The sequence below is a fragment of the Carnobacterium maltaromaticum DSM 20342 genome (assembly GCF_000744945.1).
GTDB lineage: Bacteria > Bacillota > Bacilli > Lactobacillales > Carnobacteriaceae > Carnobacterium > Carnobacterium maltaromaticum.
Genome location: NZ_JQMX01000001.1, coordinates 1,965,211 through 1,981,120 on the forward strand (window position 1 = coordinate 1,965,211; position 15,910 = coordinate 1,981,120).

General features: G+C 34.4%; 10 protein-coding genes and 2 pseudogenes. 2 read left to right on the forward strand and 10 right to left on the reverse strand.

The features are described from left to right. Nucleotides 1–176: 176 nt before the first annotated feature. Nucleotides 177–1,637: an amidase gene (locus BR77_RS09350; protein WP_035064697.1), complete on the forward strand. Its 1,461-nt coding sequence runs from the start codon at nucleotides 177–179 to the stop codon at nucleotides 1,635–1,637. Nucleotides 1,638–1,744: 107 nt separating this feature from the next. On the opposite strand, the gene BR77_RS09355 is transcribed toward BR77_RS09350, so the two are convergent. The 4 genes from BR77_RS09355 to BR77_RS09370 all read right to left on the reverse strand — a co-directional run bounded on the left by BR77_RS09355 (nucleotide 1,745) and on the right by BR77_RS09370 (nucleotide 6,672). Beyond that, a complete protein-coding gene (locus tag BR77_RS09355; protein ID WP_231857790.1) occupies nucleotides 1,745–2,779 on the reverse strand; it encodes an AI-2E family transporter in 1,035 nt (344 codons plus the stop codon). A 94-nt stretch (nucleotides 2,780–2,873) separates the two neighbouring features. Then, the gene (locus BR77_RS09360) at nucleotides 2,874–3,134 is read right to left on the reverse strand and encodes a hypothetical protein (protein ID WP_015075376.1); all 261 of its coding nucleotides are present in this window, start codon (nucleotides 3,132–3,134) and stop codon (nucleotides 2,874–2,876) included. Nucleotides 3,135–3,203: 69 nt separating this feature from the next. After that, nucleotides 3,204–5,654 carry a YhgE/Pip domain-containing protein gene (locus tag BR77_RS09365; protein WP_015075375.1) on the reverse strand — a complete coding sequence of 817 codons (2,451 nt, stop codon included), beginning with the start codon at nucleotides 5,652–5,654 and terminating at the stop codon, nucleotides 3,204–3,206. A gap of 22 nt (nucleotides 5,655–5,676) precedes the next feature. Further along, the gene (locus BR77_RS09370; RefSeq protein WP_015075374.1) at nucleotides 5,677–6,672 is read right to left on the reverse strand and encodes a choloylglycine hydrolase family protein; all 996 of its coding nucleotides are present in this window, start codon (nucleotides 6,670–6,672) and stop codon (nucleotides 5,677–5,679) included. A gap of 283 nt (nucleotides 6,673–6,955) precedes the next feature. On the opposite strand from BR77_RS09370, the gene BR77_RS09375 reads away from it, so the two are divergent. Further along, on the forward strand, nucleotides 6,956–8,446 hold the full coding sequence (locus BR77_RS09375) for an AcpB/EbpR/MafR family transcriptional regulator (protein ID WP_010054895.1): 1,491 nt from the start codon (nucleotides 6,956–6,958) through the stop codon (nucleotides 8,444–8,446). Nucleotides 8,447–8,502: 56 nt separating this feature from the next. On the opposite strand, the pseudogene BR77_RS09380 reads toward BR77_RS09375, so the two are convergent. From BR77_RS09380 to BR77_RS09405, 6 genes and pseudogenes are all read right to left on the reverse strand, one after another. Continuing rightward, a pseudogene (locus BR77_RS09380) lies at nucleotides 8,503–8,988 on the reverse strand (amino acid permease); the annotation flags it as partial. A gap of 204 nt (nucleotides 8,989–9,192) precedes the next feature. Next, the gene (locus BR77_RS09385) at nucleotides 9,193–10,512 is read right to left on the reverse strand and encodes an IS1380-like element IS1678 family transposase (protein ID WP_015075518.1); all 1,320 of its coding nucleotides are present in this window, start codon (nucleotides 10,510–10,512) and stop codon (nucleotides 9,193–9,195) included. 160 nt (nucleotides 10,513–10,672) lie between these two features. After that, a pseudogene (locus tag BR77_RS09390) lies at nucleotides 10,673–11,662 on the reverse strand (amino acid permease); the annotation flags it as partial. 335 nt (nucleotides 11,663–11,997) lie between these two features. Beyond that, nucleotides 11,998–13,401, reverse strand: a complete 1,404-nt coding sequence (gad, locus tag BR77_RS09395) for a glutamate decarboxylase (RefSeq protein ID WP_035064703.1) — start codon at nucleotides 13,399–13,401, stop codon at nucleotides 11,998–12,000. Nucleotides 13,402–13,419: 18 nt separating this feature from the next. Further along, complete coding sequence (locus BR77_RS09400; RefSeq protein WP_015075371.1) at nucleotides 13,420–14,409, reverse strand: choloylglycine hydrolase family protein; 990 nt, start codon at nucleotides 14,407–14,409, stop codon at nucleotides 13,420–13,422. 264 nt (nucleotides 14,410–14,673) lie between these two features. Continuing rightward, nucleotides 14,674–15,906, reverse strand: a complete 1,233-nt coding sequence (locus BR77_RS09405) for a peptidase U32 family protein (RefSeq protein ID WP_015075370.1) — start codon at nucleotides 15,904–15,906, stop codon at nucleotides 14,674–14,676. Between the last annotated feature and the right edge of the window lie 4 nt (nucleotides 15,907–15,910).

The following is a 15,910-nucleotide window of genomic DNA, read 5'->3' on the forward strand; positions in this document are numbered from 1 at the left end:
ACTTTTACTATCTTATCCTTCTAAGCTTAAAGAAACCTTAAATACAAAATTGTGTTAAATAGAAGAGAAATTTCCATTTAAACCTTCTATTTAGATCTCTTTTATAAGTTTGATTGGTTTCCATCTCTTGAAATGTTAGACTAAAGAAAAAGTTTAAAACTAAGGGAGTGCAAACAATGAGTCATTTGGATGGATTAGCTTTAGCCGAAAAAATTAGAAACAGCGAAGTAACACCGACAAAATTAATTGAAGAAGCCTTTAAAAAAATTAAGTCAGAAAATCCGACACTTAATTTTGTCACTTCCACACGTTTTTCAAAAGCGATAGAAGAAGCCCAAGTTCGAGATTTTTCAACTTTACCCTTTGGTGGAGTTCCGATATTAATTAAAGGTTTAGGACAAGATTTAGCTGGTGAACCTAGTACTGCTGGGGCTAAGCTACTTCGAAATAACAGTGCACTCACAACAAGCCATTTTGTTTCAGCTTTGGAAAAAGCTGGATTTATCGTGATTGGTCAAACCAACACACCTGAATTTGGCTTTAAGAATATTACCGATCCTGAACTCTATGGACCGACAAGTAATCCTTGGAACCCAGCCTATTCTGCAGGTGGGTCTAGCGGTGGAGCAGCGGCCGCAGTAGCTAGTGGCACCTTGCCAATTGCTGCCGCTAGTGATGGTGGCGGATCGATTCGTATTCCAGCATCTTTTAGCGGTTTAGTCGGTTTAAAACCAACTCGTGGAAAAACACCAGTTGGACCAGGTACTGGTCGTAATTGGCAAGGAGCGGCGATTAGCTTTGCTTTGACGACGTCTATTCGTGATACGGCGGCGATGTTAGATGCTCTACAAGTGATTGAACCGAGTGCTGCATTCCAAGCAAGCTTATATGAACCTGGATATTTGACAAGTTTGGGAACTCTGGCGAAAAAAAAATTCAGAATCGCCTATTCTTTAGCTTCCCCAGTTCACACTCCAGTGAGCACTGCCGCCAAAAACGCAGTGTTAGATGCTGTGACTTTTCTTAAAGCACAAGGACATCACGTTGTTGAAAAAGAACCTGATATTGATGGGATTGCCTTAATGGAAAGTTACTATGTAATGAATGCTGGTGAAACAGCGGCAATGTTTAAAAATTTAGAAAAACAACTTGCCCGCTCTCTGACAATTGAAGATATGGAACTGATGACTTGGACTTTATTCAATGCTGGTAAGCATATTTCAGCTGCTGATTATTCCAATAGCCTAGCACTTTGGGATCAGGCTGCCGAAAAAATGGCAGCATTCAATCAAGAATATGATTTATATTTAACACCGACTACCGCTACAACGGCACCAAAAATAGCGGCAGAATTGCAAACCCCAGAGCAAATCCAACAAATGAAACAAGTAGAAAAGTTATCTAGTAAGGAACAAATGCAATTAATTTGGGATATGTTTGAGAAAAGTTTAGCTTTGTCTCCCTTTACGCAACAAGCAAATTTAACCGGTCAACCCGCAATTAGTTTACCCACTCATATTGCTGAAAATGGTCTACCATTAGGAATCCATTTCACAGCGCCAAAGAATCGGGAAGAATGGCTTTTAGAGATTGGATTAGAATTTGAACAAGCACGTTTATTTAAAATGCGAGAATAGTGATTACTTTCTACTCTCTAACTATTTTTGCTACAGAGCGTGAAACTATTGCTTGTAAAAATCTAAATTATATTTGTCACTTGAACCACATACTTTTATTTGAATACTTAGACAACTTGAGTACGTTCTTTCAAGTTGTCTTTTTCAATCTTCTTGATTCCAAGAATATCCAAAATAAATAGAAAGATAGGAATACCTAATAGTAATCCCCACATCCCTATAACCTCAGGACTCAGCAATAAAATCACAAAAATGAAAAAAGTAGGAAGTTCTGTTTGACTGGACATTAATTTAGATCGCAAAATATACGTTTCGGCTAGATGAATACATATTGTAATTACAAGTATATAGATGACTTGATTCAATCCACTTTGCATATAGGCAATAATAGATAGCGGAATAAAAGAAAGCATCACTCCAAAAACAGGAATCCAACTTAATATAAATAGCATAATAGACAGACTAATAATATGTGGGAAACCTAAAAAAATCAAACTCGTTATAGTTAGTAGCGTATTGAAAAGAACAATTTTAAATTGACCAGTCATTACTGAGCTAAAAATACGATTAAAGCGGCTAAACATCTCGCTTAAATCATTATAAAGAATTGTAAAGGGCTCTTTTTTAAATAAAGCAAAAAAATGCTTTATTTGTTTTATTTCTAATACATAAAAAAGGCTTAATACGAAGGCACAAGCCATATTCACACTTAATTCACTAATACTTTTAACAAAATGACTACATGTTGAAATATTACTTTCCACCTTACTTATCACATCAAAATTTTGGACATAGCCCTCTAATTCCTTTGCTAAAGGGACATTGCTAAAATCTTTCGTCTGATAAAATGAAGTAGCCAAATCATATAAATTACTAATTTGATTCGCTAAAATAGGAACTGATTTCATGAAAAAAAGGCAAATTAAACCAGCTATTCCAGCATATATAGTCAATGTAATAATAGTATGACTGATTGGCACAATTTTTTTAATTTTCTTTACACCTCGTGATAGCAAAAATGAAAATATATAAGTTAGTACAATTAAAGTAAAGATCCCTTTTGATAAGTATAAAATTAACGCTATTCCACAAAAAATAAGTACCTGTCTAAATCTTTTCCTTTGTAACATATTTCCCCACATTTCCAACACATTAATCTACTCCTTCTCTACTAAAAAAAGAAAAACAGCCGAAAAACGATAAATTTCTTCGACTGTCGTTCTTTTTAATAAAATTTTATACCCCTTCAGATTTAGCTAATGCTTTTCTTTCTTGATCACATTCTTTTTCGTTATATTTTTCATATTTTCCAACTTCGTGAAGGATTTTTTTGATTTCATGAACAGCTTTTTTTTCTTCCGTCCAAAGTTTAATATTTTTAAACTTGCTTTCCGATTCTGTCTCTTCTGAAATTTTTGCTAACTGAGTATCTAATTTTTCTAATGTTTCCGCAATTTTTTCTAACGTATGGTCTTTCTTCATATCATAATTCGTCATGTAAAAAACTCCTTTATTCTTTTTGATTTAACATAGTGAAGCCTTAATTTATCAGGCTTCTCTATGAAATTATTGTGCTTCTACAGCTTGTAATTCTTGATTGTTATCTAATTGAGAAATTCCATTTAGATGTTTCTTTTGTAGGTGGTCCATTGACAAACGTAGTAATGCAACAAATACAACAAAAGCAATCGCTAATATTACAACACTCTTCGTATATAAATCTGTTCCAATTCCGCCTGAAATTGCTTGTCTGAATCCATAAATTGAATACGACATTGGTAGATATGGATGAATTGCATTAAAGAATCCATTTGTTAGCGGCATTGGGAATGTTCCACCTGCTCCACCAAGTTGTAGAACTAGTAACACCATCGCAATAAACCGACCTGGATTATCGAATGTCATTGCGAAAAACATGACAATAAACATGTAGGACAATGAACTCACAATCGCGATTAAATAAAATTGTGGAATAAATTCGACTGTTAATCCTAACATTAACATGACGGTTGCTTCAATGATTGCCATTGCAAGTGCAACACCAACTCCAATTGAAAGCTTACTTAACCACCAATTTTTACTAGATTGTCCCGCCATCGAAACTTTTCGGATAGGGAAAACAAAGTTGAATACTAAACATCCTACAAATAAAGCCAGCGACATAATATAAGGAGATAAAGCTTCTCCATAATTAGATACGTTACTGTATTCTTCATGTTTTAACTTACTTGGAGCAGCAAACATTGAAACAGTGGCTTTATTTAATTTAATGTTATTTCCTTCTGCAGCTCCACTACCTAATTTATCAGCTAATTCGTTGGAGCCTGCGTCTAATTGATTGATTCCATCTAATAGTTGTGGTGAATTACTTGATAGTAAATCTAACCCTGAGGATAACTGAATCGCACCATCATCTAATTGATTCACACCTGAAGCAAGTGCAGGCATTTGACCATACATTTGGCCTAATCCCGTAGCTAATTGATCTCCGCCGACACTTAATTGACTGACACCTGAAGCTAAAGTCGGGATTTGACTATTCATTTCTTGACCACCTGCATATGCAGCATCAACACCTGAATTTAAAGCTACTGCTCCACCATACAATGATGCTGGATTATTTGCTGTACCCACTCCCTGCTTGATTTGATTCATAGAATTCATTAATTGAATTGTTCCATCTTGAATTTGGATGAATCCTTGATCTAACTGAGAGGCATCATTTGGTAGCTCACTAACACTTTTAGCGGCTATTGAAAGTTCATGTAAATCATTGCCGATTTCAACAAGACCACCTGAAACTTCTTTTAATAATGTATTAATGGTTTCTTGTTGACGTTTTGTATGCTCTTCAATGAGAGGATTAATGTTATTAATTAGACTATTTTTCTCTTCACTCGGTAAGCTTGATTGATTGATTTTTTCTGTGATTTCTAATTTCAATTGCTCTGGATTTAACTCTGCTGCAATTGTATCTAGTTTTGTTTGTAACTCTGCTGCTTTGTTTGAAATTTCATCTGCACGTTTTGCAGCATCTAAGGCAATTTTAGAATGGGCAGAAAAATCAATTTCATCCATTATTCCTCTGAATTCTGCTAAACCTGATGTTAACTGATTCAATTGAGCAGCAGTTGTTGGGTCATTTAACTGAGCACTCATTTGTGCTAATCCATCTGTTAATTGCCCACTACCAGTCGAAAGTTGTTGCAAACCAGAATCTAGTTGGCTCACGCCAGATTGAAGTTCAGGAATCTTACTATTCAATTCGTTAATCCCTGTATCTAATTGTTGTGATCCTGTGTATAGTTCAGTTACTCCAGAAGACAAAGGTGCTATACTACTACTTAATTGGTTAGTTCCATCTGCTAATTGATTAGCTCCAGAATCTGCTTGCGTTACTCCTGATGTGTATTGCCCTAAGCCAGTTTGCAGTTGAAGTCCTCCATCAGCTAGTTCTTTGGCACCATCAGATGCTTGCGTTATACCTGAAACTAGTTGTTTTCCAACTTTCCCTGCAACCTCAACATAGGACTCAGTAACATTTTCTCGAACTTGCGACTCAAGAGTCGTTGCACCAATTGTACTTATTTCTTCACCGATGTAATTTAAAGATCCATTTGTTTTATAAATGATATCCATTTTTTGAGGCTTTTCGTCTAAAAGCGTTGTCGCATTTTTAGAAAAATCTTCTGGAATAGTGACAATCATATAATAATCTAAGTTTTCCATCCCTTTTTCGGCTTCTTTTGCAGAAACAAATTTCCAATCTAAATCGTGATTACTTTTTAGATTATATACTAATTGTTCCCCCACATTAACTTTTTGACCTGCCATCATAACGTTGCGATCTTCATTGACTACTGCAACTGGCAAATTTTTCGCTCGACCATATGGATCCCATACTGATTTACTAAAAAAACCAGCATATAAAATTGGTATGAACGTAATCGCGATAACAGAAATAAGCAATACTTTGTTTGTAAAAATATTTTTCCATTCTTTTTTTACCATATTCATAATTTAAAACTCCTTTTTTTGATTAACTCTTGTTTAACCATTTAAACTCCTGATTTTTAGAAATCCCACATGATATTGGAGCTGTTCCATTTTCAATATAATCTTGGGTTAAAGTGACACAGTTAATTTGACTATTTTGGTAAGGAGTAAAATAGTACGTTTTAGATTCTGAGCACATAGATGCTACATATTGTGTAATATCAGGATTGCCATCATTTTTCATCACAACCCCTCTAGGAATTCGAACACTATTTAAAACATGCCAAATATTTGTAATTGCTTCTTCTTCATTTTTCGCTTCGTCGATATATTCTTTCAAATAAGCTGCACGAACAAAACGCTCTGGAGGGGTAAAACCGCCTTGAAGAAGTGAAGTTCCAGATGCTTGCGAAAAAGGTGTTGCTTCAAAATCGCCAAATTTTCTTGATGCAAATTGTTCTGGCTTGATCCCGATAAAATTTCTTAAATTAGAAATATGCCATTCTAATTTAGGTGTATTGGTTAGTACTTTGACTGGATTTGTGATTATTTCTAGCGGAGATCCATGAGGTTCTATTACAACACATTTCCCAGTATTATCTGTCATGATCCAATGCAATGGTGTTACAATTCCTAATAAAGGTACTTTCGTATCTACTAAATTAATCGAATCCAATTTATCTGACAAGTCCTCAATACTTTTACAAGAAGTTAAAATCCATAATAAAAATTCGTGGGGTGCTAGATTAATTTTCCCTGCTTTGGTAGTTGGTTCATACGTCGATTCACCGGGTAAATACAGCGCTGCACAACTAAGGCCATGCTCATTTACACCATCAGTAAATAACATTTGACCTAAATTTCTTCCCGCACCTACTAAAGAATAATCACCGATAAATTCAGAACCATCTGTTGCTGATTTCCAATGATATTTTCTTGGACATAGGCTAGGTGTTGCTTCTAAATCAAAACCAAAATCCATTGTTCTTGATAAAAAATGTTTTCCATCTAGTGATTCCATTACAATACTTGTACACATACTTTATTCCTCCTAAATTTTAAGTAAAGTTTGAGCCACAACTTCATCTTTGTTGCGTATTCTCGTCTTCACTATTCATTTGATTTGTAACAAGAATGTTACTGTTCCTTACTCAACTTATTATAAAAGAATTAACTTCTACTAACCTTTTACTTTTGTCGTTCCAACCGTACTTTTTTGTTAGTTTCAGCTATATATAAGAAAATAAGATAATCAAATTAGATGCATCTTTTACTTTTCTGAGGTAACATATACTTATGAATAGAAAGGTGATGTTCATTTTATGATTGATGAAAAATATGATATTGTCGGTCAAGCAACACGAAATATTAAACAAATTCTAGCAATCATTTCAGAAGAAAAAAGATGGTACACTATTTTAGAAATCAGTGAACGCTCAGATATGATTACAAGAACTGTTCAAAGATATATCCATGAATTAGATGCAAGAATTAGAAACTTTAATGATGATAATATTCAATTGTTAGTGACAAAAAACAAAGGCGTATTTTTAGAACTACACCCCGGTGCAGATTTAAGTGGATTCTCTCTTTTCCTATTAGAAGATAATATAACCATCGACCTTTTAAAAAGTCTGTTTTTTGAAAATTTTCATTCCGTTAAAAAATTTGCCTATGATAATTTCATGAGTGAGACAACTATTCGACGTTTATTAAAAATGTTTCAAGAGATAGTAGAACCTTATCAAATCCACTTGACAAGAGAAACATTTATTATTGAAGGTAAAGAAAGTCAAATACGTTTATTCATTTATATTATTTTTTGGAAAGTATATCGTGGGGCTACTTGGCCCTTTGAAACAATCAATAGAAAGCTAATTAATAGCCATGTTGACAAAGTTGCAACTATATTGAAACTAAATTTGACAGCCATACACAAACAGCAAATTGCTTATATCTTAGCAATTAATATCATTCGCGTTAGAAAAAAGCATTTTATCGAGAAGGAAGACCGTTGGGATCATTATATTAATATAGAAGAGGATTATTCTGGCTATAAAAAATTCAAAGCTATCTTTGAAGACATGAACATGGGCAGTGATGGGGAAATTTCATTTTTTTATTTAATTATGGAAACACGCCCCAAAATTTATGAAGTCAAAGAAATTAGTGACCGAATTATGAATTACCATAAAAAGCAAAATTCTTCTATTTGGCTTGCAACTGAACTTTTTTTGATTAGATTTTCTGAAAACTTTTTAGAAATACCGGAAGACCAAAGAAGTATTTTTATTACGAACAGTTTTTGTGCTCATCTATTTTGTGATTTGTTTGATAACTTTTCATTGGATATTAATGGCTACGAATATCTAGATAACCATGAAAAATTTTATCCAATTTTAAATACAAAATTAGATTCTTTAATTGATGAACTATATGCTGAAACAAAAAATAAGATTTTCTTGGAAAAAGAATTTTTATTGACTCGATATGCTTTATTATTTTCACTATTGAAACCTCTAACTTATTTTGAAAAAGAAATTCAAATTGTTTTAGATACAGATTTGCCAAAACTAGCAGAAATTAATTTAAAAAATCAAATTCTCGACACTTTAAAATATCGTTATACAATTGTTTTTTTAGATAAGAACAATGCTGAAGAGGCTGATCTTTTTCTAACAACTACACCAACACCTCTTTTAATCAATCAATATTTAGATGGTAAAGTTCTTTATATTGGATCTCAATTATCGCCTAGAGATTTTATCAATATTGAAACAATTGTCGCTGATACTATCAAAGAGAAAAATTAAAAAGTAAGCCATTCAATCGGATTATGCGATTGAATGGCTTACTTTTTTATAAAGGTTTAAATTACATTACTGGCTTCATCAGATTCTATTTTAGCTACTAAACCTTTGATGTCTTCTTTCTTCCCTACTTCGCTCTTATTTCGGAACATATAAATAATAAAAGGCAACAGTAGAGTGACGATAAAGCTAATTGCTAAAATCAATTCATATGAATGCGCACTGTGACCTGTTAAAGATGCAGGTGGAATGAAAGCTGTTAGAATTGCTAGAATAGACATAATTAAACCAATTGCAGCAATCGTAAGTTTGACTCCTTTTCCGCCAGGCACATGATAGGTTCTGTCTAGATTATCTTTTTTCAATACTAAAACAAAATACGCAATAAAGAACAAAACATAACCAATTAAATAGATTACGACGGTCAATGAAATAGCCGTTAAGAAAGATACATTATTTCCACCACCACCAAAAGTTAGAACTGCTGCCCAAATAGATACAATCAATCCTTGAACTAAAATAAGTGGTACGGGAACATTATTTTTACCTGAATAATTCATAGCTTTAATTCTTTGGTACATTTTATTGAAATATGTATCACTAATATCCCTATCAACTGATTTTGACTAAAAAGTTACTTCAAACATTCACTGTTCAAAAATATTGAGGAATAAATTTTGGGTGTAAGGCATTTTGAGCATACTTCTCCCTGGATAACTTCCCAGTAAAAAAATCGTTAGATTGTTGGATTAGATCCATTGACTGGCTCGCCTCAGGCGAGCAAAGACCCTGTAGAATTCATTCTGATACACATGATAACTAGATAATTTGAGATAGACTCGTCTACCCGTTTGGACTAATTTCCCAGCAACTTTCAGAAACTTCAATCGAATAGAATGAATGGTCATTCCCTTTTGGACTTCCTCAAAGCCAATCGTTCTTAAGAAGTTGACTAAGTTGTAAGCTATCAAGCTGAGCATCATTCGGACATGATTCTCCAAAAAGCGAGGACTGTCTGTCTTGTCAAAGTAAAAGCCAGCTTTCGCTTCTTTAATGAAGTTCTCCATTGTGCCACGTTTGGCATAGAGAGAAAAGATGGTATCAGGAGAAACATTTTCTGATAGATTCGTCACGATAAACTCATGTCGAAAGAGTAGTTCGCCCGCTTCACGTGTTGAGCGTATACACACGCGACGACTTTGTGACCAGGATTGTGCTTGATAAGTGGTGGAGAAGTACTGAACTTCTCGTTCTTCCCACTTTTGATTATCGCCATAAAGTACTGATTTCTCAGCTATTTGACCTAGTCTACGATTATTCTTCAGTCGAATAACATAATGACTCTTTTTTGATTCACACGAATCATACACACCAGGTGTAGCGAACCCGCTGTCTCCACGAACCAAGATGTCAGTGTTTGGTAGAGAGTGATTATAGTGCTCTAATAAAGGTGTGAGAAACTCCTTTACGCCTTTTGATGTATATTGATTTCCTGAACGTAGTTCAGCTTTTAAGAAGTCACCAGTCAATCCGTCAAAAGCTACCAATGGATGATAACCATAGGTTTGGTAGTGGGTATTATAATCCGTTTGTTCTTGGTGACCAAATGTATCTGAATGGGTCGAATCTAAATCAATGATTAATTCCGTATCATTACGGATGAGGCGTGCTTTATCAATAAGTTCTTGGTTCAAAGCTTGAAGTTCATGGATATTCTCCTCAGATAGTCGATCTAAAAATCGAGAAAGTGAAGATTGAGAAGCGAGTTCTTTCCTATCTAAAACAGCTTTAAACACAGGATCTTGTCTCAGGAGATTAGCTGCAGAATCAGCTGAGTAACCAGCAATTAATTGCATAATGAACTGCTCAAGTATGGATAAGTTGTCATGAGTAAAATATGCTCGTTCGTCTTCAATGTGAATGTGTTGCTTAGCCAGTTCAGAAAAACCGAAGGTGTTCATCAGCTCTTTCACTAGGACGAGACCCGAATCACTCGATAATTGACCACCTGTATGAGAAATAGTGATATTTGAATTGAATTTTACTTGGTTTTTGTGTAAGCTAGTCATTAGAAGAACTCCTTTCTTTTGGTTGGTTTAGTCACTTTAACCATAGCAGAAAGGGGTTCTTTTTTCATCACTTAACGGGTGAAGATGAAAAAGTAATTGTAAGCTGCCGTGAGGCAGTTTCACATGGTTTTAATTAAAAGTATGAATTATTCAGGTTTTTATTTACTTCTTTAAATTTTGCAGGTAAAATACCTTCTTCAGCAACTGTCAATAGCCCCCGCGTTGGCCCAACAATCCATGAACAAACCTGTGCCATAACTCCAAAAGCAATTAAACCAGCAATAAGTTTTACTAACCAACCTAATCCGCTACCATATTTTAAAATTAAAACCTCAAAAGTTTGAATAACACCTGAACTAAGCGATAACTCTTTAAGTGGTACAACAGCAGCTACTGATGCTCCACCAATTGTATTTAAAACAATTCCCACAAGAATCAACATAATCATCGCTAGTGGGTAATCTTTTTTTGGATTTTTCATTTCATTAATATGAGGAGCCGATGCTTCAACTCCCATATATGCTAGCATAAATACAACTAATGCAGACATATCTTTTAACTTAGGAATAAAACTTCCTGCTGATACATGCAGTTGAAGTGGATTTCCAGATGCAATATAGGCTATACTTAATCCGAATAACGTTAGTACAGGTATTGTAATACCAAATACAAAACCTATTTTAGCAACATTTGCAGTGAATTTAGTTCCTTTAAATTGGCTAAATGTTAATAGCCAAAAAATAACTAATACACCAATGAACTTAACCATTGGATTATTATCTAGCGCTTTAAAATTAAAAATATAAGATAAAGAGCCTAAAATAAAGTAAATCATCGTCACAAATCCTACTGTAACTTGAAACCACTGGAAGAAAATTGCAGCAAAGCCGAATCTTTTGCCTAGAGTATTACCTACCCAAGCAAAAATTCCACCTTCTTGCCATCCTTCTACTGTTGCCATTTCTGCAGAGCAAAGCGCAACTGGTAAAAACCAACAAAATCCACACAATAATAAAAAGAATACTAATTGTAATCCCGATGTTGCAAACGTTGGATATTCATATACTGTAATAAATAATGATGCTGTAATTGCGAAAAAACCAAATAATGTTAGTGACTTAGCGCTTTTTCCGCTTTTCTCGTTGTCCATTTTCTTTTTTCCTCCTTGATAAAAAATTTGTTGAGTTTCTTAGCTCCGGCAAGAAAATAGGGAAAATTGATATGGTGATTTCTCCATCTCGAATTTTTATCTTTTTCTCTAGGAGTTGGCTCATAAGAACTAGCCTTGATAAAAAGTTTCTTGAACCGCTTTGCTTTATCAAAAGTTGGTTTAATTCACCTTTAAGGTAAGTTGTTTTTCAAATACCCATAAACTAATCCAATCAATCACTAGCTATTTTTAAATAGCCATGATTTGCTGCTCGATTTTAATGTTCTGCAAAAATCGGATAACAAACCATAGCTATAAAACTTATTTATCCTTTTTTAATGTGTAAACCCTTGTGTTTTATTTGCTTCTTCTTTATGGAAAAGAATATGAGCATTATTTAAATCGTGAATACTTTCATTTAAATCACTAGCAAACTCTTCAGCCATACTTTGTCCAAAATCAGCACGACATACATAACGCTGAATAATCACATTATTCATTTCTTCTGGTAGCGGGTATGCAGGAACTTGCCAACCTTTCATTTGTAAACGATCTGCTAAGTCGTACAGATTCCATTCGACTGATGCTTTTTCTTTTAATTTGTAACACACAATCGGTAAATTCCCACCGTCGTTATAAATTTCAAAAAGTCCCGTTTCTTCTACAACTTTTGCTAGATAAAGTGCTGCTTCTTTCGTTCGAGTATGAATTTTTCGATACCCTTCAAAACCAAATCGCAAGAAATTATAATACTGTCCGATAATTTGGCTTGCACTACGGGAAAAATTAATAGCCATCGTTGGCATATGACCGCCTAAATAACTAACGTCAAAGACTAATTCTTTTGGTAAATATTCTTCATCCCGCCACAAAATCCAACCTACTCCTGGATAAACCAATCCATATTTATGACCAGATGTATTAATAGATACAACATTTTTCAATCGAAAATCCCAAGCTAATTCAGGATTAACAAAAGGAACAAACATTCCACCACTAGCCGCATCCACATGAATAACTAGCTGATGCTCATTAATTTGGTTATAGCTTTCTACTAATGTATCTAGAGCTGCAATGTCATCAAATTTACCAGTGTAAGTAATACCTAGAATACCTACAATTCCGATTGTATATTCATCGACATAATCCATAACCTTATCTAAGTTAATACTTAAATGCTCTTCATCCATTGGAACTTCACGCATTTCAATATCCCAGTACACACAGAATTTTTCCCAACAAACTTGAAATCCTGATGAGATAACAAGATTAGGTTTTTGGGCTTGTATATCTAAGCCACATTTTTCAGCAAGATTACGCCATCTGAATTTCATAGCCATTCCACCTAACATACAGCCTTCACTAGATCCAACAGTAGAAGTTCCCATGAATTTTTCATCTTCAGATGCATTCCATAAATCAGCAATCATATTGACACAAGAGCTTTCTAATTTTGCTGTTTGTGGATACTCAGACTTATCAATCGCATTTTTTTCAAATGTCTCAGCCATCAATTGCTCAGCTTCTGGTTCCATATATGTTTGACAAAATGTTGCCAAATTTTGCCTAGCATTTCCTTCATCTACTAGCTGATCTTTCACTAATTGATAGGCAACTCTTGGATCTACTGATTCTTTACCTATTTTATAATTTGGTAAAATTTGACCTGCTTCTAATGATCCAAAAATTGGACAATTCGTTTCTTCCATAATTTCTTTTTCTATTTTTCTGTTAAACATATTTATTCCTCCTAATTTTTAATTTAAACTATTAAATTTTTGATTCTCTTTAATATCAAACGTCTTTGGCTCTGTTAATGTACTTATCAATTCCTTCGTTAACTTGACACTATTAATTTGGTTGTTTTTACATGTTGAAAAATAATAAGTCTGGCTTTCAGAACACATAGATGCTACATATTGTGTATAATCTGGACTTCCGTTCTCCTGAATTACCACACCATTCGGAATACAGACACTATTCAAAATATGCCAAATATTTGTAATCGCTTCTTCTTCGTTTTTAGATTTTTTAATGTATTCTTTTAAATAGGCAACACGAACAAATCTTTCTGGTGGAGTATAACCACCTGGTAAAATAGAGGTCCCTGATGCTTGAGAGAATGGTTTTGCCTCAAACTCACCAAACATTTTCGACGTGAATGGTTCAGGCTTAATTCCAATATAATTTCTCAAGTTGGAAATATGCCATTCTAATTTAGGCGTATTGGTTAAGACGCTGACTGGGTTTTCTTGCATTTTTAATAAAGAATCTCTTGGTTCTATCACCATGCATTGCCCAGTTGAATCTGTCATAATCCAATGAAGAGGTGTTGTAATTCCTAACAAAGGAACCTCTACATCGACTAAATTAATTGTTCCTAATTTTTTTTGTAGATCAGCTATACTTTTACAGTTTGATAAAATCCAAAGTAAAAAATCATGAGGAGCTAAATTTACCTTATTAGGTTTTGCAGCTGGTCCATATACTGCTTCTCCAGGTAAATAAAGAGCAGCACAACTTAATCCATGTTCATTGACCCCGTCTGCAAATAATAAATGCTCAACGTCCTTTCCTGCCCCGACAAAAGCATATTTCCCAGTATAAGACAATTCATCGACTCCTGATATCCATTGATAATTTCTAGGACAAATTGTTGGTCTTGCATCTAAATCAAATGCAAAATCCATTGTTCTCGATAGAAGATTTTTATGATCCATCGTTCTTAACACAATACTTGTGCACATCTTTTTTTCCTCCTCTTATTTAGCCTATTCATTCTAAATAAATTCATTTTTTGTAGGTCTCTCTCTCTTACAAATGCAATTATATAAAATATAGACTCATAAGAACGGCTTGATTTTGTCGTTTGAAGTGTCTATTTTTGCAACTATTCTTATCTACATATTGATTTTGAAAATGAATTTGGCCATTTCAAGTTGCTAAACCTAAATAATCGAAAAAAAATAACCTATCGAAAAATCTCGATAGGTTATTTAGATAGGCTATTTTTAACGTAATTTACGAATCATATCATACCGTTTTACAGGTGTTGTTACTTTTGTTTTAACTGTCATCATTGCATTAGGTGCACGATCAATCGCTTCATCTTCTTCATTCCATAAAGTCTCAATCACTTGATGAGAATGAGTAAAGCCTGGTCCATAAAACTCAACGTCATCCCCAACACCAAAATTATTCCGTTGTTGAATTGTGGCAATCTGAGTTAGTGGATCGTAATCTAAAACTTGACCAATAAAGCCATATGCTGGAATTTTACGGCGTTTGCCAAAAAGTTGCTCATCTTCAGTTGGCACACCATAATAAAATCCAGTTGACAGTTCTCTTTGTGCAACTTTCCAAAGCTCGTCTTCCCACTCTTGCTTAAAGACATAATTATCAGGATCAGCACAATAAGTATCTACCGCTTGGCGATAAACATTAGAAACAGTCGAAACATAATGAATTGATTTCATCCGACCTTCGATTTTCAAACTATCTACACCGTTTTCCACAAGCTCAGGTATATGATGAATCATAGACATATCCACTGCACTCATTGAAAATTCCTCTAAAGGTTGACCACCGACTAATGATTCGCGCTCACCAGAAATAGGCAAGTCGAATAAATCATACTTCCAACGACAAGATTGAGAACAACCACCTCGATTCGCATCTCTTTGTGACATGTGATTAGAAAGCACACAACGTCCTGAATAGGAAATACACATAGCTCCATGAATGAACGCTTCGATTTCAACTTCCGTTTGCTCACGAATCTCTTTAATCTCCGCCATTCCAACTTCTCTGGCTAGTACCACACGTTCTAATCCTTCATTGCGCCAAAACTCTAATGTTTGATAATTTGTTGCTGACGCTTGAGTAGATAAATGAATGGGTAATCCCGGCGCTTCCATCGCACAGCTTTCAATTAATGCTGGATCAGACACAATCACCGCGCTAATACCTATATCACGTAACGTTCTAAAAAATTCTCCCGCACCAATTTCATCGCCTTCATGAGTAACCATATTGGCAGCAACGTAAACTTTTGCATTGTACTTTTTAGCAAATTCGACACCTTCGCGCATCTCGTCATAAGTGAAATTGCCTGCTCTACTTCTTAAACCATAGGCATCTCCACCGATATAAACGGCATCAGCACCATAATATATCGCTGTTTTTAATTTTTCTAACGTTCCAGCCGGAGCCAAAACTTCTGGTTTTTTTAGTATTTTTCTCATTTTT